At 34.4% G+C, this 21,572-nt stretch carries 20 protein-coding genes; 11 read left to right on the top strand and 9 right to left on the bottom strand.

The features are described 5' to 3' along the window. Positions 1-11: 11 nt before the first annotated feature. The 6 genes from QWY87_RS13840 to QWY87_RS13865 are packed head-to-tail and all read left to right on the top strand — an operon-like array spanning position 12 to position 5,072. Complete coding sequence (locus QWY87_RS13840) at positions 12-713, top strand: hypothetical protein (RefSeq protein ID WP_290292231.1); 702 nt, start codon at positions 12-14, stop codon at positions 711-713. Next, a complete protein-coding gene (locus QWY87_RS13845; RefSeq protein WP_290292234.1) occupies positions 710-1,681 on the top strand; it encodes an NAD-dependent epimerase/dehydratase family protein in 972 nt (323 codons plus the stop codon). The genes QWY87_RS13840 and QWY87_RS13845 overlap by 4 nt, the downstream gene beginning before the upstream one ends. Before the next feature lie 13 nt (positions 1,682-1,694). Beyond that, positions 1,695-2,300 (top strand): sugar transferase, encoded by a 606-nt coding sequence (locus tag QWY87_RS13850; RefSeq protein ID WP_290292237.1) that lies wholly within the window; start codon positions 1,695-1,697, stop codon positions 2,298-2,300. A 1-nt stretch (position 2,301) separates the two neighbouring features. Then, a complete protein-coding gene (locus QWY87_RS13855) occupies positions 2,302-3,270 on the top strand; it encodes an ATP-grasp domain-containing protein (protein ID WP_290292239.1) in 969 nt (322 codons plus the stop codon). After that, positions 3,260-3,925, top strand: a complete 666-nt coding sequence (locus QWY87_RS13860; RefSeq protein ID WP_290292241.1) for an HAD family hydrolase — start codon at positions 3,260-3,262, stop codon at positions 3,923-3,925. Before QWY87_RS13855 ends, QWY87_RS13860 begins: the two co-directional genes overlap by 11 nt. Positions 3,926-3,944: 19 nt before the next feature. Further along, entirely contained in the window at positions 3,945-5,072 is a 1,128-nt protein-coding gene (locus QWY87_RS13865) for a DegT/DnrJ/EryC1/StrS family aminotransferase (protein WP_290292244.1), read from the top strand. 3 nt (positions 5,073-5,075) lie between these two features. Here the strand turns inward: QWY87_RS13865 and QWY87_RS13870 are convergent, their stop codons facing one another. Then, a complete protein-coding gene (locus QWY87_RS13870; protein ID WP_290292247.1) occupies positions 5,076-5,441 on the bottom strand; it encodes a four helix bundle protein in 366 nt (121 codons plus the stop codon). 92 nt (positions 5,442-5,533) lie between these two features. On the opposite strand from QWY87_RS13870, the gene wecB reads away from it, so the two are divergent. The 3 genes from wecB (at position 5,534) to QWY87_RS13885 (ending at position 10,517) form a co-directional block, all read left to right on the top strand. Beyond that, positions 5,534-6,610 (top strand): non-hydrolyzing UDP-N-acetylglucosamine 2-epimerase, encoded by a 1,077-nt coding sequence (gene wecB / locus QWY87_RS13875; RefSeq protein WP_290292248.1) that lies wholly within the window; start codon positions 5,534-5,536, stop codon positions 6,608-6,610. A 197-nt stretch (positions 6,611-6,807) separates the two neighbouring features. Further along, complete coding sequence (locus QWY87_RS13880) at positions 6,808-8,718, top strand: polysaccharide biosynthesis protein (protein ID WP_290292250.1); 1,911 nt, start codon at positions 6,808-6,810, stop codon at positions 8,716-8,718. Positions 8,719-9,332: 614 nt separating this feature from the next. Next, entirely contained in the window at positions 9,333-10,517 is a 1,185-nt protein-coding gene (locus QWY87_RS13885) for a lipoprotein N-acyltransferase Lnb domain-containing protein (protein ID WP_290292252.1), read from the top strand. Positions 10,518-10,821: 304 nt separating this feature from the next. Here the strand turns inward: QWY87_RS13885 and QWY87_RS13890 are convergent, their stop codons facing one another. The 6 genes from QWY87_RS13890 to QWY87_RS13915 form a co-directional block, all read right to left on the bottom strand. Continuing rightward, positions 10,822-11,889 carry a putative type IX sorting system protein PorV2 gene (locus QWY87_RS13890; RefSeq protein WP_290292253.1) on the bottom strand — a complete coding sequence of 356 codons (1,068 nt, stop codon included), beginning with the start codon at positions 11,887-11,889 and terminating at the stop codon, positions 10,822-10,824. A gap of 568 nt (positions 11,890-12,457) precedes the next feature. After that, positions 12,458-13,429, bottom strand: coding sequence for a YheT family hydrolase (locus tag QWY87_RS13895; protein ID WP_290292255.1), 972 nt, complete (start codon positions 13,427-13,429; stop codon positions 12,458-12,460). Positions 13,430-13,478: 49 nt separating this feature from the next. Then, positions 13,479-14,558 (bottom strand): DUF3179 domain-containing protein, encoded by a 1,080-nt coding sequence (locus QWY87_RS13900; protein WP_290292258.1) that lies wholly within the window; start codon positions 14,556-14,558, stop codon positions 13,479-13,481. Then, positions 14,555-15,544: a hypothetical protein gene (locus QWY87_RS13905; RefSeq protein WP_290292262.1), complete on the bottom strand. Its 990-nt coding sequence runs from the start codon at positions 15,542-15,544 to the stop codon at positions 14,555-14,557. The genes QWY87_RS13900 and QWY87_RS13905 overlap by 4 nt, the downstream gene beginning before the upstream one ends. Positions 15,545-15,605: 61 nt before the next feature. After that, positions 15,606-16,922 carry a DNA recombination protein RmuC gene (locus QWY87_RS13910; RefSeq protein ID WP_290292265.1) on the bottom strand — a complete coding sequence of 439 codons (1,317 nt, stop codon included), beginning with the start codon at positions 16,920-16,922 and terminating at the stop codon, positions 15,606-15,608. Between the two features lie 6 nt (positions 16,923-16,928). Beyond that, complete coding sequence (locus QWY87_RS13915) at positions 16,929-17,474, bottom strand: DsrE family protein (RefSeq protein ID WP_290292267.1); 546 nt, start codon at positions 17,472-17,474, stop codon at positions 16,929-16,931. Between the two features lie 62 nt (positions 17,475-17,536). On the opposite strand from QWY87_RS13915, the gene QWY87_RS13920 reads away from it, so the two are divergent. Beyond that, complete coding sequence (locus QWY87_RS13920) at positions 17,537-18,112, top strand: 1-acyl-sn-glycerol-3-phosphate acyltransferase (RefSeq protein WP_290292269.1); 576 nt, start codon at positions 17,537-17,539, stop codon at positions 18,110-18,112. A gap of 97 nt (positions 18,113-18,209) precedes the next feature. Here the strand turns inward: QWY87_RS13920 and QWY87_RS13925 are convergent, their stop codons facing one another. Next, positions 18,210-18,875 carry a potassium channel family protein gene (locus QWY87_RS13925; protein WP_290292271.1) on the bottom strand — a complete coding sequence of 222 codons (666 nt, stop codon included), beginning with the start codon at positions 18,873-18,875 and terminating at the stop codon, positions 18,210-18,212. A 24-nt stretch (positions 18,876-18,899) separates the two neighbouring features. Beyond that, positions 18,900-19,982, bottom strand: a complete 1,083-nt coding sequence (gene gcvT / locus QWY87_RS13930; protein ID WP_290292273.1) for a glycine cleavage system aminomethyltransferase GcvT — start codon at positions 19,980-19,982, stop codon at positions 18,900-18,902. Positions 19,983-20,101: 119 nt separating this feature from the next. On the opposite strand from gcvT, the gene QWY87_RS13935 reads away from it, so the two are divergent. After that, positions 20,102-21,568: an aminopeptidase P family protein gene (locus QWY87_RS13935; protein WP_290292275.1), complete on the top strand. Its 1,467-nt coding sequence runs from the start codon at positions 20,102-20,104 to the stop codon at positions 21,566-21,568. Positions 21,569-21,572 lie beyond the last annotated feature (4 nt).

The following is a 21,572-nucleotide window of genomic DNA, read 5'->3' on the forward strand; positions in this document are numbered from 1 at the left end:
AAAACATGAAAATGGATTTCATTGGGTGTTTTAATGATTTCATTACTGTTTTAAATAAACATAAAGTGCGTTATGTTATTTTAAGAGGTTATGAAAATTTACCAGAAAACTTCTCAAATGATCTAGATTTTGGAATTCACCCTTTAGATAAGGATGCTTTTTTTTCTGCACTTAAAGAATATAAAATTGAACATAATTTAGAAATTAAGATAAACCTTTCTCGCTATGAAGTATTAAAACTAAGGTTCAGTTTTAAAAGTCAGGAGATTGATTTCGATTTTTGGTTTGATATCAATTATTGTGGCCTGGAATATATAAGCATATCAGAAGTTTTAAGAAACGCAGTCCCCTATAAAAACTTTATGATTCCTAGTGCAGCAGATGAACTTACTATTTCTTTTCTGAAAGAATTGTTGCACATGAAAAGACTGCGTGAAGATAAGGTAGTTTGGCTAACAAGTAAGGTTGAAGAATCTGATTTGGGTTTTTTTGCAACTTTTTTTTCAAAAATAATAAGAAAACAATTTATTAATGTAATTAAGATTCGCAAATTTGATCTCGAAAAATTATCAAGTAAAGCGAAAGTAGAATTGTTGAAGGTTCATTTAAAAAAAAGAAGTTTTAAAGCCACGTTTCAGAAAATCATTTCTTTTGTTTATCTAAGATTTCGAAATAATAAAAACCCTTTAGTAATAAAACTAAGAGATATATGAGCGCAAGAATTTTAGTTACAGGTGGTTCCGGTTTTATAGGGACCAACTTAATTGAGTATTATAAAAAGAAAGGGCATAGTCTTTTAAATCTTGATATTGACAGACCGTTGAACAAAGAACAGTCGGATGTTTATGCGAAAATCGATATTTTAGACAGAGAAAAGTTTATTAATAAAGTTCAAGATTTTAAGCCAGATTATGTAATTCATTTGGCGGCTAAAGCAGATTTACTAGGAAAAGATCTGAAGTATTATGATGCTAATATTAATGGAGTTAGAAACCTAGTAGACGCTGTAAATTCTGCACCAACAATAAAGAAATTAATAGTAGCTTCTACGATGCTAGTTTGTGAAGTAGGTTATATACCTGCTCATGATGATGATTATAAAGCTACCACTTTTTACGGTAAGAGTAAAGTAGAAACCGAAGAAATTATTAAGAGGAGTAAAATTAACTGTGACTGGTTAATTATTAGGCCTACTTCTATATGGGGCCCTTGGATTGTAAATACTTCTTATAGGCCATTTTTTGAAATGATCTTAAATGAAAAATATAGAGACATAGGCGAAAACAGAACTTCAACCAAAACTTATGGATTTGTTCTGAATTCTGTTTTTCAAATAGATAAATTGTTATATTCTAAAGCGAAAGGAAAAGTTTTTTATATAGGGGATAAACCTTCATACAATATTTCCAATTGGGCACAAGTAATAGCCGAAGAATCGAACAAAAAAAAGCCTAAGAAGGTTTCGTTTTTTATTGTGAAAATAGCGGCATTGTGCGGAGATGCTTTATCTTTCTTCAAAATATCATTCCCACTTAACTCATTCCGATTGAAGAATATGACAAAAGATAACGAGTGTAATGTAGATCATATTTATAATTTGGCAGGAGAACCCCCATATTCGATGCGTGACGGTGTGAAAATTACATTAGAATGGTTTAAGACATTTTATTCTAAAGTTTAAAATATAATGGCCAATGTATAGAAAATACCTAAAACGCATTCTAGACTTTATACTTTCTGTTTTAGTCTTCTTACTTGCAAGCCCAGTATTTTTAATAGTAACCCTGATACTAGCCGTTACAAATAAAAACAAACCTTTTTTTGTCCAATTACGCCCTGGTAAAAATGGAAGAATATTTAAGGTCATTAAGTTTAAAACAATGACCGATGAGAAAGACAGTGATGGAAATTTAATTTCCGATGAAGATAGACTTACTGTTATTGGATCTTTTGTTAGAAAGACAAGTTTAGATGAAATTCCACAATTGCTTAATGTAATAAAAGGGGATATGAGCTTAATAGGTCCGAGACCTCTATTAGTTCAATATTTGGGTAGGTATAATAAAACGCAAGCAAGACGTCACGAAGTACGTCCGGGAATTACGGGTTTGGCTCAAATAAATGGAAGAAATGCCATATCTTGGAAGAAAAAATTTGAATATGATGTTTGGTATGTAGATAATTTGAGTTTTTGGATTGATATAAAAATAATTTTTAAAACGATTTGGAAAGTGTTTAAAAGTGAGGGTATTTCTCAAGAAGGAAATGCAACTATGGAAGAATTTAATGGAAGTAAATAGGATGAAAAATATATTAATAAGTTCTGCAGGAAGGCGTGTTTCGCTAATTAGGTCTTTTATTAAGGAAGCGAATAAAATAAATAAAAATATAAAGATTTATGCTGCAGACGCCAACCCAAATTCTTCTGCGGCTTGCTTAGTTGCTGATGCTTGGTTTAGAGTACCACTATTGGATTCTAAAGATTATTTAAATATTTTAATTGAAGAATGTAAAAGGTATAATATTGGTTTAATAATACCAACCATTGATACAGAACTTCAGATATTAGCTGATAATATTTCTAAACTAAGAGAAAATGGAATAGATGCAGTTATATCTGATTCATCATTTGTTAAGAAATGCAGAGATAAAAGAATGATTCATGATTTTTTTGAATCCAAAGGAGTTCAGGTAGCAAAGGAATATCCAAAAGACAAATTAGAATTTCCGCTTTTTATAAAACCAAGTGATGGTAGTAGAAGTGTAGATATTTATTACATTGAAACGCAAGAAGATCTTACCGATTATCATTTTTCAAATGACAAGTTTATGTTTTTGGAGTACTTAGACCAAGAATTATATTGGGAGTATACATGTGATTTGTATTATGATAAAAAGGATAATTTAAAATGCGTAGTTCCTAGAAAACGAATAGAAGTTCGAGATGGAGAGGTAAATAAAGGAAAAACCGAAAAGAATGAGTTAGTGCCATTTATTAAAAACCATTTGCAGACTATAAAGGGAGCAAGAGGTTGCTTAACTGTACAATTTTTTTTTAATGAGAATTTAAAAAAAATTATTGGGATAGAAATTAACCCAAGATTTGGGGGTGGATATCCACTTTCTTATTTAGCTGGGGCAAATTTTCCAAAATGGATTATTGAAGAATACTTGCTTGGAAATAGTGTTAAATATTTTGATGAATGGGAAAAAAACTTACTCATGCTGCGTTATGATGATGAAATACTAGTTCATGACTATGAAGAATAAAGTCATCGTATTTGATCTAGATGATACATTGTATAAAGAAATCGATTTTCTTGTTTCGGCGTACAAAGAAATAATTCTAAGATTGAAAATAGACTTTAATATAGAAATGGATTTCGATCATTTATTTTCTATATATCAAAAGGGTAATAATGTGTTTGAAAATATTTTATCAAGTCACAAGAATAAAAAATTAAATATTGAGTATTTATTGAATATTTATAGATATCATTTTCCAAATATTAGTTTGAGAAGAGAAGTTAAAGATTTCTTGTTTCAATTGCTATCTGAAGGCTTTATTTTAGGGCTGATTACGGATGGTAGAAGTATTACTCAACGAAATAAGTTAAGAGCTTTGGGTATCCAGAAAATATTCAGTGAAATTGTTATTTCTGAAGAGTTTGGACACGAAAAACCGCATCTAGCAAATTATGAACATTTTCAAATTAAATATCCAAATTCATTATATTTTTATATTGGGGATAATTTGAGAAAAGATTTCATATCTCCTAATAGTTTGGCATGGAAAACTGTTGGAGTAAGAGATATAAAAGGTGCTAATATTCATTCACAAGTCCCTGAAAATTTTAAACAGAAATATTTACCTACATTTTGGATTAATGATATAAGTGAATTGAAGGTTGACGATCTAGATTAATTTGTTGAAATCGAAAAATATGAAAGAAAAAATATGGCTCTCTTCGCCTCACTTAACAGGTGAAGAACAGAAATACATAAAAGAAGCCTTTGATACTAATTGGGTAGCGCCTTTGGGCCCAAATGTGAATGGGTTGGAAGCCGATATATGCGCTTATTCTCAAGTTAAATCATGCTCAGCTTTGACTTCAGGCACCTCTGCTATTCATTTGGCTTTGATTTTGCTAGGAGTAGAGGCTGATGATGAAGTTTTAGTCTCTAGTTTTACTTTCTCAGCAACGATTAATCCTATACGGTATCAAAAAGCCATTCCGGTTCTGATAGATTCTGAAAAAGACACTTGGAATATGAGTCCAGAATTATTGGAGCAAGCTATTCAAGATAGAATAGCTAAAGGAAAAACACCAAAAGCAATCATCTTAGTTCATTTATATGGCATGCCCTCAAAAATGGATGAGTTGATAGGAATTGCCAATAAATATAAAATCCCAATTATAGAAGATGCTGCAGAAGCTATTGGGGCATCTTATAAGGGTAGACCCATGGGAGGATTTGGCGAACTAGGTGTTTTTTCTTTTAACGGTAATAAGATTATTACCACGTCTGGTGGTGGAGCATTAGTGTCAAATAATCCAGATTATTGTAAAAAAGCTACATTTTTGGCAACGCAGGCTCGTGACGAGGCGCCGCATTATCAACACTCTCAAATTGGTTATAATTATAGAATGAGTAATATTGTGGCCGGAATTGGCAGAGGGCAAATTGAAGTACTAGATGATCGAGTAGCGGCTCGGAGAAAGAACTTTGAGTTTTATAAGAAGGAGCTGGGAGATATCCCAACTATTTCTTTTGTTGAAGAACCTGATGGCTTTTTCTCTAATAGGTGGTTGACCACAATCTTAACAGATAGTTTTGAGACGAGAGAAAGAATCAGACTCGTCTTAGAAAAAGAAAATATTGAGTCGCGACCATTATGGAAGCCTATGCATTTACAGCCTGTATTTGAAGAATTCCCAGCGTATACTGACGGAACGTCAGAAGACCTTTTTAATCGAGGGCTTTGTTTGCCTAGTGGGTCGAATCTTTCTTTGGAAGATCTTAGGAGGGTAGTAGGGATAATTAAAGAAGTATTAAGGACTAAGTATTAAGGACTAAGATTTTGAAATTTTGGTTTTTTGAATGATACTTCCTAGTATTTTTTCCAATTCTCTTGATTCGATGAGGAGAGAGTTTAGATCATTATGTCCACTTTCTATTTCTAAAAGCGATGAGATGATTTCTAGCCAATATGTGGTTTCCGATATTTCCTTCAATGAAATGTATACTTTGCTTCTAAAATCAGCTAAGGAAGAGGCAGATTGAGATTCTCTATAATTTGCTCCTACTGAAGTTACACTTTTTATTAGCTGGTATTTAATTATTTTGAACTCAGGACTTTTAGGTAAATTTCTCGAATACTTAATAACATTTGCTGCAAAAGATAATAATCGATTTGTTAACTCGTTTTTATAACTCATTAAAATAATTTTTACATATTTGTTTATGAGTTATATGCAACATCGTAAACATTAATTTTTAACTTAGTCCTTAGTCCTTAAAACTTAAACAAATGAAACTAGATATCATTGCTGGAGCCCGTCCCAACTTTATGAAAATTGCTCCTATTATAGAGGCATTAGAAAAAGTATCAGATAAAATTCAATATAGATTGATCCATACGGGTCAACATTATGATAAAAAAATGTCGGGTAATTTCTTTGAACAGTTAGGAATTCCGGAACCAGACGTAAATTTAGAAGTTGGCTCAGGCACTCAGGCTGAACAAACAGGCCGGATCATGGAACGTTATGAAGCTCTTTTGTTAAAGGAGTCATGTAACTGGATGTTGTGTGTAGGAGATGTGACTTCGACCATGGCTTGTAGCATCGCAGCTAAAAAACTCAATATTGGTGTGATCCACGTAGAAGGAGGTATTCGATCTAACGATATAACTATGCCTGAAGAGATCAATCGTATGGTAACTGATTCCATTACTGATATATTTTATACAACCAGTGAAGTGGCAAATGAGAACTTAAGAAAACTCGGACATGATGAATCTAAGATTCGTTATGTTGGTAATACTATGATCGATACCTTACTAAAGAATATGCCCAGGTTTATCAAACCAGAGGCATGGGATGAAAATCAGTTATCTGAAAAGGCTTATTTCGTAATGACACTGCACCGTCCTGCTAATGTGGACCAAGAAGCTCAATTAAAAAAGTTAATTGATGAGATTGCAAAAGGATCCAAAGGAATGCCCATTATATTTCCTGTACATCCACGTACAGCAAAAATGTTAAAAGGTATTGGTATTGAGGCGGAGAATTTACATATGATTGAGCCTTTGGGGTATTTGGAATTCAATTATTTAGTGCAGCATAGCTTCGCTATGATAACTGACTCAGGCGGCATTACTGAAGAGACAACAGTCATGAAAGTTCCTTGTATGACATTGCGTGATAATACTGAAAGACCAGAAACTATTACTATTGGGACCAATGAGCTTGTTGGAACCAATCCAGATAATGTGGCACCATATATGGAAAAACTGCATAAGGGAGACTGGAAAGCTGGTGAGATTCCTTATTTATGGGATGGGAATACAGCAGAGAGGATTGTCAAAGATTTGCTGTCCTTATGAATATTACAACATAAGAAAAAAACTGAATCCCACTGAAGTGGGATTTTTTTTGATTCATAGAATCAAAGCAGCATTAACCTTGTTAAAAATGGTCTGAACAACTCACCATTTTCAATGATTTATATAACTACCAACATTCAATGAATGAAAATTCTTATGTATATTTGTTAAGTATTTTACAATAGCTTATAACCCCCATGACCAAATCATTATTTAGCAACGCTACTTATACATCACGTTGGATTGTTTTCTTGATAGATCTTTCCTTAAGCATGCAGGCTTTCTTTTTTGCCTATCTGATTCGATTTAATTTTTCTTTACAGTTCGGATCACATGACTTTCTTCAGCAATTGCCTTTAGTCGGCTTGGCATCAATTTTAGGCTTTTTAATTGTAGGTTCATTTAAAGGAATTGTAAGGCATACTGGCACCAAGGATGCTATTAATGTGTTTTGGGCCTCCACTGCAGTAGCAGCCATCTTGTTTTCAATAGCTTTGATTACCAGAGGGTATGGAGTTGGGTTGTTATATTCTATACCACTCTCTATTATATCAATTCACTATCTGTTAAATATTGTTATTCTAATTGCAAGTCGCTTTATTTTTAAATATTTATTTGACAGAATCGCTTCAAATTATAAGAAACCTAAAAATGTTTTGATTTACGGAGCTGGTGATTCTGGCCTATTAACTTATACAACATTAAGCAATAGTGTGAGTAGTAAGTATAAAGTGGTTGGTTTTTTAGATGATGCCCAACTAAAAATAGGGAAACAATTTAATAGAATTCGAATTTATGACCCTAGAATTATTGATGAAAAATTTATTAAAAAACATGATATTGAAGAGGTAATCGTTTCTATTCAAAATATTAAACCCTTTGAACTATTTGGCAGGGTAGATGCCTTTACCAGTCTGCCAGTGACCATTAAGATGGTTCCTCCCGTGAAGCAATGGATTGATGGGGAGCTAAATGTGGGGCAGATCAAGGAGGTCAAAATTGAAGATCTATTGGATCGAAGTCCTATTAAAATTAACAATCCTGTGCTTAGAAAAGAGTTGGATAATAAAGTTGTATTGATTACTGGAGCTGCAGGGTCTATTGGTAGTGAAATTGCCAATCAGGTTCGAAAATATGATTATAAGCATTTGATTTTGTTGGACCAGGCAGAATCAGCATTATATGATCTGCAACAGAGTTTTAAAAGAAAGGAAGTTGAGAATTTTTCTGTGGAATTAGCAGATATTCGAAATGAGGATCGATTAAAAACTGTTTTTGATAATTATCAAGTTGACATGATTTTTCATGCAGCAGCATATAAGCATGTGCCGCTTATGGAAAATAATCCATATGAGGCGGTTAGAGTTAATGTTTTTGGTAGTAGTTTGTTAATGAAGATGGCCATTTCATATAAGGTACAGAAATTCATCATGGTGTCTACTGACAAGGCTGTGAATCCAACTAATGTGATGGGTGCTACAAAACGAGTAGCAGAGATTTATGCAAATTGCTTGAATACCCAAGGTAAGACAAAGTTTGTCACAACTAGGTTTGGAAATGTACTGGGCTCTAACGGATCTGTTATTCCTTTGTTTAAGAGACAAATTGAAAACGGTGGGCCACTTACCGTTACACATAGGGATATCACAAGATTTTTCATGACAATCCCTGAGGCTTGCCAGCTGGTTTTAGAAGCTGGTGTTATGGGGAATGGAGGAGAGATTTACGTTTTTGATATGGGAGAATCGGTTAAAATTTACGATCTGGCTAAGAAAATGATTCATTTAAGTGGTAAGAAATTTCCTGAAGAAATTGACATAAAAATTACAGGTTTGAGGCCAGGAGAGAAGTTATATGAGGAGTTATTGTCAAATGAAGAGAATACTATTCCTACGTATAATGAAAAGATCATGATCGCAAAAACTGAGAACATGCATGTGGATCAAATCAAACTGAAGATTGATGCTTTGATCTCAGATTTAAATCTGGAACACGTTGAAATCGTTAAGAAAATTAAGGGCATAGTTCCAGAATACCTTTCGAATAATTCTGAATTTGAGAAACTAGACCAGCCTCAAGTTAAAGTCAAGACTTTAAAAATCAGTTAATTTTGCTTTGAAACAAAAACTGCATTGAAGTTGTAATTAATATAAAAAAAAGAGGTAATGTGAAATTTACCTCTTTTTTTATGCCTTTATCAAGAATCGATTAACTTGTTTATCTGTTTTGATACAACAGATTGAAACTTATCTGCCGGCGGGCTGGAAATCAAGACTTATTTTATTTTTCTGTACATCTTACTCCACCGTAGCCTAAGCCCCTTCGTTTAAGGCTACTCATTCAGCTAACTAAAAATGATCAGGATGCAACGAAAATTTAAATAGGTCGCTTCAAAACTAAATAACTCTCTTTGAAGAATAAAACATTAATTAAATCAAATCTTTTACGTCAGTGTAGTTTGAAAAGCCTGTTAATAATTTTTGAATCCCTGTAAAAAAATTAAGGCTTTTCAAACCTTTTTTATGCGTTTGATAGAAAAGCTTAAAAAACACACCTCGTAAAAGTCTCCTTTTTTTTGAATCGTTTTTTTTGGAGAAGCAAAAAAAATGATTAAAATTAAATTAAAGTTTGATTTAAGCGATGTATGTTTAAATTTTTATGCTAAAAAGTTAATGAAATTAAACTTGTAAACTATATTTACGATCTAAATGAAATATCAATTTTGAAAAGAATACTTTTTTTATTAATTATAATTACAGCAAGTAACTGCTTCGCTCAACAGATACAATTATCTACAACGGCCGAGGTTAGTGTTATCACTTGCGGACCAGGAACTAATGAATTATATGCAAGTTTTGGGCATAGTGCCTTCAGAATACTAGATTTAGAGAATAAAATTGACAGGGTTTATAATTACGGGACTTTTAATTTTAATACGCCAAACTTCTACACAAAGTTTGCTCAGGGTAAATTACTATACCAATTAAGTGCTTATAATTTTGGGGACTTTTTAAAGGGATATCATCGAGAAAACAGATGGGTGGTTGGTCAGGTTCTTGATTTAGATCCGGTACAAGTTCAAAAAGTATATGATTATTTAGAAGAAAATGCCAAACCTGAAAACCGGTCTTATCAATATGACTTTTTTTATGATAATTGCTCCACTAAATTGTATGATGTTTTAGAAGATGCTATCGGGGAAGATTTGGTTTTTAAAAGTGATTTCGATCAAGCTGATTATAGCCATCGAGATCTTATTGAATTATACATGGGGCATCAACCCTGGGCCGATTTCGGTATAGACCTGGCTTTAGGAGCTGATATTGACAGGAAAGCTTCTTCTAAGGAGTACATGTTCTTACCTGATTATGTTTTAGAAGCCTTTACAAGCATTGAAATCAAGAAAAATGGAGTGTTAGCGCCAATCGTCAAACGAACCGAAGAAATTCTTCTAAGCTATCCACAAGAATCTAAACAAGGCGGCTTTACCCCAATCATTCTTTTCTCAATTGTTGCCCTATTGATCATTTGGATTACTTATAAAGATTATAAAAATAATACTAGGACTAAAATCCTTGACACTGTCTTGTTTTCTATTACCGGTGTTGTAGGTATCATTCTTTTATTATTATGGTTTGCCACAGATCATTCAGCCACCGCTAACAACTTCAATATATTATGGGCCTTCGCTCCAAATCTCATTTTTGCTTTTGTACAACATAAAAATCCTAAGCTTAGTAAGTATTATATGGTTACCTTATTGATATTACTTGACATTATGGTTCTCTTATGGATCTTTAACGTACAGGTTTTTCATTTCTCTTTGATCCCATTTATTATTGCTCTTTATGTGCGGTATGTCTATTTGTGGTCGTGGAACTATCGTTCCTCAAAGCTCTCTAAATAATATTCTTTGAATCTAAAACATTAATTGAATCGATTCTTTTACGGCAGTGTAGTTAGAAAAGTCTGTTAAGAATTTTTGAAGCCTTGGAGAAAATTCAAGGCTTTTCAAACGATTTTTATGCGTTCGATAGAAAAGCGTAAAAAACACCTTCGTAAAAGAAAGCTCCTTTTTTTGATTCTTTTTTTGGAGCAGCAAAAAAATGAATAAAAAATATTCTTATGGACACCAATTGAGTAGGACTCAATAATTGTCCATCAAGACAAAAGAACAGAAAACATAATAACCTGACGCCTCGCCGTCAAGGTTATCTAAAATACCCAATATCAACCTTAACAGAAAAAACATTCGAATACAAAGTCCCACTGGCAGCACCAATATTAGCCAATGCATAATCGATCTGTATGCCTTTATATCTGAATCCGACTCCAAAGTTGGGTTCTAGGGAAGTTGATTTCGCGCCATCGAATTCAGTGAAGTATTGAAAATTATTAACACCCAGGCGTAAATAAACCATTTTTAAATAATCAAATTGGAGGCCTACACCCGGGTCGATACTTAAGAAAGAAGTCGATAAGATATCATTGGTTTCTGAAAACCGCATATTTAGGTCAATCTCAGTCAGAATGCTAAAATCGCGGAAAGCAACAAATGTTTTCGCAACACCAAATTGTACTTTCGGTTTTGTTAATTCGAGTGATTCTGGTGCTTCTTGGTTTTCTCCTGGAATGGCATTTTGGATTTTATTAAACTCTTCTTCATCAATACTCCAGGCATTAAATGTTGTTGTGATATCTCTGACCATCAAACCGAACTTCCATTCACTTTCCGTTTCAAATTGCAAGGCAGCATCCAGGCCAAATCCCCAGGAAGAGGCAAAATCTCCAATTTTTCGATGTACGATTTTTGAATTAATTCCTATATCCAGTCCTTGAACTGGTAAACGTCTGGCATATGCCACGTTAAAAGCATAATCAGCTGCAGAGAATAGACTGATATTGTCATAGTTGATGTTGCCTTGACTATCAATTAATTCAGTTGTATTTAAAATATCATCAACACCGAATCTAATAAAGGCAATGGCAAAGGTACTCTCGTCATTAATGGGTTTCGCGAAGGCTGCATAGTCATATTTTCCGATGCCCTGAAAATATTCAGCATGCATTAGGGCTCCTTGAATATCATCAACTTTAGTCAGACCAGCAGGATTCCAATAGATTGAATTAACATCACCACTAGAGGCAATAACCGCTTTACCCATGCCAAAGGCAGCAGCGTCAACACCAAGATTTAGAAATTCATTTGAGAAACTTCTAAAAGCCTGGCCGTTGGCCAAGTGGCAGATAAATAAAATGATGAAGATTGACTTTTTCAATTTCAAAAACAAATTTGCTACAAATATAGGCAAATGAAAAGCAGGAAATCAAGGATTAAATGATGCAAATCGAACGCACATTATGCAATAGAACTTCTATTATAAACGCAAAATGTAAAAATGAGATTGAACCCGGCCGGCGAGGTACGAATTGGTGATTTGTGACTTTTGAATATCCAATATCGAACAAGGAATTTCGAAACTATAAATTTCCCTCCTTTATAGAATTATTAATTAGATCTAATCTTTTACGTCAGTGTAGGATGAAAAGGGCGTTAAAAATTTTTGAAGCCCTGCCTGCCGGCAGGCAGGCTTGGAGGAAATTTAACCCTTTTCAAAAGATTTTTATGCGTGAAATAGATAAGTAGCACCTATTTTCGAGTATGACTAAGCATAAAAAACACCTTCGTAAAAGTCTCCTTTTTCCTGCCTCGCCGGCAGGCGGGTTTGGTTCTTTTTTTTTGGAGAGGCAACTGCGAAGCACATCACGAATTCCTTAATGGAAATAAAAGAGGGATGAGTAAAAAAAATGAACAAAAAGTGTTATTTAAAGCGCTATGCTTAAACCCTAGGCAAGTGTTTCGAAATAATCGATAATACGCCTTTCCAGCCAAAAGCCAGATCCATTCTCAAAATTTGAATTATAACCTACATGACCACCGTAATTAGTGACTTCCAGATGAAAGTATTTGTTTTCCTTCGCTTCCTGCAAAGGAATACAAGACGCTGATAAAAACGGATCATCTACAGAAGTGATCAATAAGCTGGGAATTTTTATGCCATCTAAGAACTGTTTACAACTGTTCTTTTTCCAATAATCTTCAGCATCCAAAAAACCATTCACCGGTGCCGTAAAATAATTGTCAAAATCCAGAAAATTTTTCGAATTTAAGATGGCTTGTTTATCTAAGCCCATTTCTGGGAACTGCCCAATTTTGATGAGCGTTTTCTTTTTCAGAGAAATAAGAAACCTTTGCATATAGACCATATTCCAAAATTTGGCAATGCTTTCAGACGAACCCTTAAGATCACAAGGCACTGAAACACCAATTCCGGCCTTTAGTTTAGTAGAATAGTCGTTTCTTTCTTCTCCCAGGTATTTAAGCAATAAATTGCCTCCTAGAGAATAACCAACCAGGCAGTAAGACTCATAGTTTTCTGAATGATCTAAAAAAGCAAGTATTTCTGCAAGATCATCTGTTTTACCGCTATGATAAGAATATAAATTACGATTAGCTTCACCGCTGCAACCTCTAAGGTTGATGGCTGCCACATCATATCCTTGTTTATTGGAAATATGGCTCAATGCCGTCACATATTTTGAACTTGAACTTCCTTCGAGACCATGTATGATCACCATCAATTTTGAAGATCCTGTTTTGGAAAAGTCGATGTCCATAAAGTCACCATCGCTGGTTTCCATTCTTTTTCTTTCAAAATTGACATTAATTCTATGAAAAAGAGTTCTATAAATGGTATTGAGATGCTTACTCCTAAAAGCCATACTCGGTTCATAAGTTGAAACATCAATTACTGCCATCTTTTTTTACCAAATATATTTTTTAATCTGCAGTTCACAAAATTATCTTTTATTCATAAAAGACCGAATCAGGATAAAAGGATTCAACTGAAAAATAATAGGACATCATTCCAGAATGCGATGTTTTTAAGAATTGACTTTTATTCGGGCCTGATAGTGCTTGGCCAAAGAGGTCCCACTGATTATTCTGATCATCTGTCATGATCACCTCACCATCGTTAAAATCATAAGTGAAATCAAAATTAATTGTGTTCTCGTCAAGCTCAAATGAAACAATAAATTGAGAATTACCAATTAAGACATAGTCTTTTCCTTCAAACTGGTCTTTTATAATTTTTCCATTCCCGAAGCTTTTAAATTGATATACTTTGGCTTTATTTCCAGAGTTAATGACATATACACGCTCTTTTGCAGGAATGTTATTTATTAATGGATCAATTGGGTAAATAAATCTCTCATTATCTGTTTTATAACTGCCATAGGGATAATTTTGATACTGGCGGGCATGACCTGTATTGGTGCTGACAACCCTTGATGAAGGATATAATTTTTTCCATAGGCCCCATGTTAATTCAGTTAGTACCGTAGTTTCCGGAGTACTACCTATCAATTCTCCGTTGACACATTGACCGCTCAGTTGTGACCAATTACTGCCTGTGGCTCTATCATAGGGTACAATGTTGTTTTTATAGAGCAATCCTGAAACGCCAAAAGTAGTAGTCTCGTTATTGATCTTTGTATTCCAACCAATACCCGTTCCGGTTAAGGGGCAATAAACTACAGCCATTGTAGTACCAAAATTATCCATATTGACAATTTCATGCCAGTCAAGAATCCTATGTGGAATAGCAATTTGATTGGTTCCATTAGAAATGCCAATTACCAGGTCATCATCCGCTAGATAAGTGATTTGATCTGCCATAATTGTTTCCGGATTAATCAGTGCGGGGATGCCGTCTATTCCTGGCCCTGCATCAATAATGAAATTAGGGTCGATCAACCAGACATTTGGTTCTACAGGGTTTTCTCGAATTACACTTTGTTGGCTATTTGGTATGTCACTACTATCGCCTGAACAAGAAATAAATAACATCAAACAAAGGGCTAAAGTAATATTTACATATTTCATAATTGATTATTTAAATTTTGGAAATCATTTTTATCCTTCTTAGTTAAGGTTAGGAAAATTCCTGCGGTAATTCTGAACGTGGGTGTTAATTGGGTACCTTCAACATAATTATATAATGGAATCTCTGCCTTACTAATAAAAAGCAGACTTTTACTTAAATGTATATTCAAACTGGGAACCAGGTTCACCCATTTTCCTCCTGTGTTTTCTAATGAAGCGCCTCCAATTTCGTCTTCACTGGTTTGTCTGTATTTTACACCTAATCCTGGGTCTAAAAGCGTTTTTGATACCAGAAATTGATCTGTATAATTTAAAAAGGCCTGAAATTCAGAACCAAAGCGATAGGTCGTATTATTATTGAAATAATTATTATTTGTTCCGGTATATCGGTAAATCAATGAACCGGAGAACGTACCAGAAGGTCTGAAATCAAAACTTTGCAAATAGGTAGACCACAATATGAGATCCCAGGCACCCGAGCCGGGCTGCAGGTCAGGATTCAGCAGAATTCCATTGTCATTGGTTTTATCCGTTGCTCCTAGCGGGATCTTAGGCCCTAAGCCAAGTCTGAGGGTGTTACTTCCACCAAGTAAGTCATTAAAATTATATTTAAATAATAATACAGCATCTCCAATGCCATAGGTTTCGTCAATGTTTATATTACCAAATTGATCAATTTCTCTTTTTTGATTGATATAAGTAAGTAAAAGTTCCACAGAAAGATCATTGGTAATGGTGTATCCGCTGTTGAATAATAAGGATTGTGTTATACGAAGTCGTGAATCGTCGTCTATCTGATCACTTCCGCTTAGAAGCGTATTTAATCGATTATAATCATAGCTAAGGCTAAGTTGCCAAGCTCCTTGACTCTCGATAGGTAAACCAATACTATTGGATAAAGGAATACCTCCTGAGCAGCAGGTTTGTGCATCAACATGAATACTATAAAGGATTGAGAAACCCATAAGAAACAAAATTTTTTGCATCAAAAATCTATTTCACTATGTGTCGTGATAATGCTGTTAAGCTTACTAAAAAAAATAAAATCTATTCTTCGCCGGCCCTTTCAAGTAAATTTGGAGGTAAGGCTTTTTTTGTTTTAGCCCCCAGTGTTTTTAAATTTTCAACCCGACTGATAAGATTCCCTTTTCCTTCAGTTAGCTTGTTCATTGCTGATTTGTATCCTTCCTGAGACGCATTAAGTTGTTTTCCAACTTTGATCAAATCCTGCACAAGACCTTCAAATTTGTCATATAGTGCTCCGGCTTGTCTTGCTATTTCAATAACATTTCGTTTTTGATCTTCCTGCTTCCAAATGGACGCCACAGTTGTTAATGTTGCCAGCAGAGTAGAGGTTGACACCATCACCACATTTTTGTCTAATGCCTGTAAATAAAGATCCTGATCTTGCTGTAAGGCGATCATCAGGGCCGGTTCTATGGGTACAAACATGATCACATAATCTGGGCTGTTGATCCCATATAAGTCTGAATAGTTCTTTGTACCCAGTTCTTTAATATGTTTTTGAATACTCTGCACATGATTTTTGAGTCCTGATTTTTCATCAAGATCATTTTCCGCACTAAAGAAACGCTCATAACCAGTTAGAGACACTTTTGAATCAATAATCAAATGCTTGTTATCAGGCAAATTAATGATAAGATCGGGCTTCTTTAATTTTTCTTCTTCATCTCTATATCCGTCTTGAGTAGAAAAGTGTACATCTTTTTGAAGCCCTGCTTTTTCAAGTATGGTTTCCAACTGCAATTCACCCCAGTCACCTTGTTTCTTTGAATCTCCCTTTAAGGCTTTAGTAAGGTTCACGGCATCTTTGCTCATTTGCTCATTGAGCTCTTTGAGCCCTAAAATCTGTTGACGCAAAGCAGATTGTTTTTCTATACTTTCTTTGTGCGTATCTTCAACTTTCTTTTCGAAGGATTGAATTTTTTCCTGTAAAGGATTTAATATCAATTCCATATTCTCTTTGTTCTTCTCCGTAAACTTATTTGATTTGTCTTCTAGAATTTTGTTGGCCAGAATTTCAAAATCCTTTGAGAATTTTTCTTGTAACTTTGATACTTCATCAGCTTGCTCTTTCAACTTTTCGGCCGAATGATCTAAAGCTGAATCCTTCTTAACCAGCTCCATTTGATGCTCATGAACTGAGGTTCTAAGTACTTCTATTTGAGTTTCGAGCTTGTGATTTTCCTTTTCTTTTTCATCCTTTTCAAAATTTAAAGAAGAGATTCTTTCATCAAGCGTAGATATGTTTTTCTCAAATTTTAATTTGCTGATCACATAAGTTAGCACCACGGCTGTAATGATGATGATCAACACAATTACAATAAGCATAGAATTTGACATATTAGTTTAATTGAAATTAATAATTTGATATCCTTCTGATTGGTATTTCACAAGTGCGGTTAAAGCTGATAAGGAAATACCAACATGCTCAGAAATATCACTGGCATCATATCCTTTACTTTGCAAAGACTGTGCACAGACATATATTTTTACTTTTTTAGCAGCTAAGGCTGCAAGGAGTTTATAATTAGGGTGTTCGTTCTTAAACTCTTTTTTAAAGACAGCTTCGTTTAATGCGTTTTTTGTGGCTACGCCATGCAATACAAGTACGATATCCATATTGTCTTCTTTCACACCATTTTGAGCATGCATGTTCATAAATCGTGCTACGGTATTAATCAATGGATTCATTTGACTTGATTTTTTTTCATCAGAATAGACATCAAAAATAACTTTATACTTTTTGTCTTTGTCTAATAAGAGGTCAGCATCTTCAATAGGAAATACATAACCGAATTCTTGAAATACCGGCCCTGAAATTGTTTTGTGTTTTTGAGAATAACCTGATGAAATACAGGTGATTAACACGAAGTAGAGTAGAAAATATTTCATAGAATCAAGTATATTGGAATTAATTACGATATTACAAAAAAAAAATCTCCTAAATTATTGCTATGCAAAGTATTTCTAAGTTCATTCTTTTCAATGTTTTAGGTTGGAAAGTGGTAAATGGATTTCCAAAGGATCTCAATAAATATTTGGTGATCGCAGGGCCACATACTTCAAATTGGGATTTTCCCTTGGCCATATTGGCTCGATTTTCACAAGGGGTAATGATCAACTTTATTGGTAAAAAATCATTGTTCAAACCACCTTTTGGATTTTTCTTTAAGGCATTGGGAGGAACGCCTGTAGACCGAACCAAGAGTAAGAACATGGTTCAAGCGCTTATTGATGTATACGATTCGAATGAAAAATTTGTTTTTGCGATCTCTCCAGAAGGCACAAGAAAGAAAGTTTCAACCTGGAAAACGGGTTTTTATCACGTGGCTAAAGGCGCTAACGTACCTATAGTTATGGCCACTCTTGATTTTGGAAACAAACAAGTTTATGTGAATGATCCTTATTATCTAACAGATAATATGCAAGAAGACTTCAACTATTTTCATGATTTCTTTAAGGATATTAAAGGGAAGAATCCAGATCAATTCGATCCTGATTTTCATTTGAATATAAAAAAGTCAAAGTAATGAATCTGCTCACACCCTAAAAAGTGAAGGGTTCACTTCCGAAGGTTTCACTTCCCATCCGGTCGCTCCAGGCATGGTGAAAACATATAGAAATCTTTTATGAACTCCGTTTATTTTGCATGAACTTAGCGATGTTTATAGCAATGATAACGCTTAAAAACAACTGACCTGAGAGGACCAACATCAAAGCTAATGCCTGAGATTTTTCGGTTGCAGGAATGATATCTCCGTAACCTAAGGTGGTCATGGTTACAAAACTGTAATAAATATAGCTGTAAAGGTCTAATGCCATACCTGTAGAATGAGAATAGGAATTCGCCTCCCAAAATTCTAATCCTGCAGCCAAAAAACCACCTACAAGACCAATAATCAGGTAACCTGTTATTGAAATCAGAATCATATTTTGAGTATCTCCTCGTAAAGACATGGCTTCTTTTAACACCAAAATAAAGGCATGAATAATTAGGAAAGACAAGCCTATTTGAGAGATATAGTTGAGTACATCATGCTCTAAAAAAGCATCGACAATAATCATGATAAATGTAACCACTCCTAAATACCGCGAAATCTTAAAGCGTCTTACGATTAGAAAACTGGTGGTGACAATCAATAAAAAATCAAACTTTATAAAATTATCAATAAAGGAATCTGTATCTCCCAAAAAAGGAGGCATAAAAACCAATATCAATATGGAAACCAATAGCATATGAATACTATGAGTATCGACATAATGAAGAAACTTGTTTTTCGACGAATCAATCATATGTTGGATTTGAGCATGGTCAATTTATGATTTGTAAAAAGGTAGTTTTACTATAGTTGCTTCAAGCGATTTATTCCTGACCTTAATAAATATTTTACTACCAAATTTCGTGTAACCTGTCTTAACATACCCCATACCAATGCCTTTTTTTAGACTAGGACTCATGGTGCCGGAGGTAACAATACCAATTTTTTCATCATGCTCATTTACAATATCATATCCCTGTCTAGGAATACCTCTTGTTTCAAGTTCGAAAGCTCTCAACCTTTGGTTTACACCATTCTCTTTTTGTTCTAATAAAGCCTTGGAGTTCACAAATTCTTTAGTAAATTTTGTAATCCACCCAAGCCCGGCTTCTATTGGCGATGTTTCATCATTAATGTCATTACCATAGAGGCAATATCCCATTTCTAAGCGTAAGGTATCTCTTGCTGCTAAACCAATGGGTTTGATGCCATAATCTGCGCCTGCTTCAAATACTTTTTTCCACACCTGTTCTGCTTCACTATTCTTACAATAGATTTCAAAGCCTCCGCTTCCGGTATATCCGGTAGCTGAAATAATGACATGATCGATACCTGCAAAATCAGCCACCTTAAATTTGTAAAATGGAATCTCATTTAAATCTACAGAAGTCAAGGATTGCATGGCATCAACAGCCTTGGGTCCTTGAATAGCCAGTAGTGAATAATTATCAGATATATTCTTCATCTCGGCCTTGTTATCATTGTGCTGACTAATCCAATTCCAGTCTTTTTCGATATTAGATGCATTGACCACTAATAAATAGGTTTGCTCTTTAATCCGGTAAATGATAAGGTCATCAACTATCCCTCCCTTGTCATTTGGCATACAACTATACTGTGCATCCTCAATTTCAAGTTTAGACGCATCATTCGAACTTATTCTTTGAATTAATTCTAAAGCATGCTCGCCTTCAATCAAAAATTCTCCCATATGAGATACATCAAACACACCAACTCCAGAACGCACGGTTTCATGTTCTACATTTATACCTTCATATTGCACTGGCATTAAATAGCCGGCAAAGGGTACCATTTTTGCTCCTAAAGATTCGTGTATATGGGTAAGGGCTGTGTTTTTCATCTGTATAAAATTTATGCTAATTTATAAAATATGCACGTAAGAATACCCATTTACCTTTGAATTCCTATCTGTATTCATGCCTATATTTTTTATATCTTTCACAACCAAAACAAATCCCCATGAGAATTAGAATAATTGTTAGCTTTTTAATGTTTTTATTTATGAGTCAGATTGAGGCGCAGAATGATAAGCCCGACGATTATTTAAATGCAGCATTTCATAAGAACAGGAGAGAAGCTTTAAGGGCAACAATGCCGGAGAATAGTGTTGCCGTATTTTTTTCTAACCCTATTAGAAACAGGGCAAATGATGTTGATTTTGTATACCATCAAGACCCAAATTTTTATTATTTAACGGGTTTAAAAGAACCACATTCAGTCTTGGTAATGTATGCTGAGGAACAGGAAAAAGATGGGAAAAAATTTAATGAGACGCTATATGTATATGAAAGAGGACCTCGCTATAAAATATATATGGGTGAAGGTGTTGGTGTCAAAGGAGCCAAAGAGGACCTTGGATTTACCAATGTTTATGCAGGTCAATCTTTTATAGATGAGCCAATAGATTTTTCAAAATTTGACAAAATCCTGTTTAAGGAATTTGAAGATGACGTGAGAGAAAAAGGAAGAGAACAACCTAATTTATATGCCCTTATCAAACAATTTAAAACAAGTGTTAACAGCATTCCTGCGCCACAAGGCAAAGACATAGATGCTGAATCTAAGGGAGCGCAAACACTAGTCGATAATAAATCTCTAAGAAAAATGATGGGTGGGTTGCGAGAAATAAAATCTGCAGAAGAATTGAAGTTGATCAAGAAAGCTGTTGAGATTTCGTGTGTTGGACAAATTGAAGTAATGAAAGCAATGCATCCTGGAATGTCTGAAACAGAGACCCAAGGCATACATGAAATGGTTTTTAAAAAGTATGGATCAGAATATGAAGGATATCCTTCAATAGTTGGAGCAGGAAATAATGGTTGCGTTTTACATTATATTGACAATAATAAACTGAATGTAGGAAATGAACTCGTTTTGATGGACCTGGGAGCTGAATACAGAGGCTATACGGCCGATGTAACCAGAACGATACCTGCCAACGGAAAATTCACGAAAGAGCAGAAGCTTATTTATGACCTTGTATATGACGCGCAGGAAGCGGGCATTGCAACTATGGTTATCGGGAATGATTACAAGAAAGTTGATGCGGCAGCCAGAGAAGTGATATACCAGGGCCTTTTGGATCTGGGAATTATCGATACATTAAAAAATGGTCGTACTTATTTCCCTCATGGAACCTCCCACCATATTGGTCTTGACGTGCATGATTTAAATAATAGAGGTTCGTTTAAGGAGAACATGATCCTTACCGTAGAGCCGGGGATTTATATTCCGGAAGGTAGTAAATGCGATAAGAAATGGTGGGGTATAGCAGTGAGAATAGAAGATGATGTTTTGGTTACTAAAGACGGACCAATTAATTATTCAGCCTTGGCACCTAGAAAATCTGAAGAAATTGAAAAAATGATGGAACAGGAAAGTATATTCAATAATTTGCAATTACCCAACCTGGACGCTGATGAATAAATCT

This window comes from Lutimonas halocynthiae (assembly GCF_030409835.1).
Classification (GTDB): Bacteria; Bacteroidota; Bacteroidia; order Flavobacteriales; family Flavobacteriaceae; genus Lutimonas; species Lutimonas halocynthiae.

Coding starts and splice junctions, on each gene's coding strand:
- QWY87_RS13840 (WP_290292231.1), top strand. CDS start 12: ATGGATTTCATTGGGTGTTTTAATGATTTCATTACTGTTTTAAATAAA.
- QWY87_RS13845 (WP_290292234.1), top strand. CDS start 710: ATGAGCGCAAGAATTTTAGTTACAGGTGGTTCCGGTTTTATAGGGACC.
- QWY87_RS13850 (WP_290292237.1), top strand. CDS start 1,695: ATGTATAGAAAATACCTAAAACGCATTCTAGACTTTATACTTTCTGTT.
- QWY87_RS13855 (WP_290292239.1), top strand. CDS start 2,302: ATGAAAAATATATTAATAAGTTCTGCAGGAAGGCGTGTTTCGCTAATT.
- QWY87_RS13860 (WP_290292241.1), top strand. CDS start 3,260: ATGAAGAATAAAGTCATCGTATTTGATCTAGATGATACATTGTATAAA.
- QWY87_RS13865 (WP_290292244.1), top strand. CDS start 3,945: ATGAAAGAAAAAATATGGCTCTCTTCGCCTCACTTAACAGGTGAAGAA.
- QWY87_RS13870 (WP_290292247.1), bottom strand. CDS start 5,441: ATGAGTTATAAAAACGAGTTAACAAATCGATTATTATCTTTTGCAGCA.
- wecB (WP_290292248.1), top strand. CDS start 5,534: ATGAAACTAGATATCATTGCTGGAGCCCGTCCCAACTTTATGAAAATT.
- QWY87_RS13880 (WP_290292250.1), top strand. CDS start 6,808: ATGACCAAATCATTATTTAGCAACGCTACTTATACATCACGTTGGATT.
- QWY87_RS13895 (WP_290292255.1), bottom strand. CDS start 13,429: ATGGCAGTAATTGATGTTTCAACTTATGAACCGAGTATGGCTTTTAGG.
- QWY87_RS13900 (WP_290292258.1), bottom strand. CDS start 14,558: ATGAAATATGTAAATATTACTTTAGCCCTTTGTTTGATGTTATTTATT.
- QWY87_RS13905 (WP_290292262.1), bottom strand. CDS start 15,544: ATGCAAAAAATTTTGTTTCTTATGGGTTTCTCAATCCTTTATAGTATT.
- QWY87_RS13910 (WP_290292265.1), bottom strand. CDS start 16,922: ATGTCAAATTCTATGCTTATTGTAATTGTGTTGATCATCATCATTACA.
- QWY87_RS13915 (WP_290292267.1), bottom strand. CDS start 17,474: ATGAAATATTTTCTACTCTACTTCGTGTTAATCACCTGTATTTCATCA.
- QWY87_RS13920 (WP_290292269.1), top strand. CDS start 17,537: ATGCAAAGTATTTCTAAGTTCATTCTTTTCAATGTTTTAGGTTGGAAA.
- QWY87_RS13925 (WP_290292271.1), bottom strand. CDS start 18,875: ATGATTGATTCGTCGAAAAACAAGTTTCTTCATTATGTCGATACTCAT.
- gcvT (WP_290292273.1), bottom strand. CDS start 19,982: ATGAAAAACACAGCCCTTACCCATATACACGAATCTTTAGGAGCAAAA.
- QWY87_RS13935 (WP_290292275.1), top strand. CDS start 20,102: ATGAGAATTAGAATAATTGTTAGCTTTTTAATGTTTTTATTTATGAGT.